Raw genomic sequence first — 595 nt, forward strand, 5'->3', positions numbered from 1 at the left:
GAGGAATTCGGCCAGTTCGGCGGCGAGCCCTTCGGCTGCATCGTCGGCGACTACTACTTCGACCACAGCCCGCCCGACGTCGAACTGCTGGGCGAGATCGCCAAGGTCTCGGCCGCCGCCCACTCGCCCTTCATCGCCGCGGCGAATCCCTCGCTGATGCAGATGGGCTCGTGGCAGGAACTCGCCAACCCGCGCGACCTGACCAAGATCTTCAGCACGCCCGAGTACGCCGCCTGGAAGTCGCTGCGCGAGTCCGACGACGCGCGTTACATCGGCCTGGCCATGCCGCGTTTCCTGGCGCGCCTGCCCTACGGCGCGAAGACCAATCCGGTCGAGGAGTTCAACTTCGAGGAAGAGACCGGTGGCGGTGAGCACGCCAAGTACACCTGGGCCAACTCGGCCTACGCGATGGCGACCAACATCAACCGCTCGTTCAAGACCTACGGCTGGTGCACCCGCATCCGCGGTGTCGAGGCCGGCGGCGCGGTCGAGGCCTGCCGGCCCACACCTTCCCGACCGACGAGGGCGGCGTGGCGATGAAGTGCCCGACCGAGATCGCCATCAGCGACCGCCGCGAGGCCGAGCTGGCCAAGAA

The 595-nt window shown here is 67.9% G+C and carries 1 pseudogene; it reads left to right on the top strand.

What is annotated here, in order from left to right:
- Nucleotides 1–595: pseudogene (gene tssC / locus FUT87_RS25460) on the top strand (type VI secretion system contractile sheath large subunit); the annotation flags it as partial.

The organism is Mitsuaria sp. TWR114, assembly GCF_007997345.1.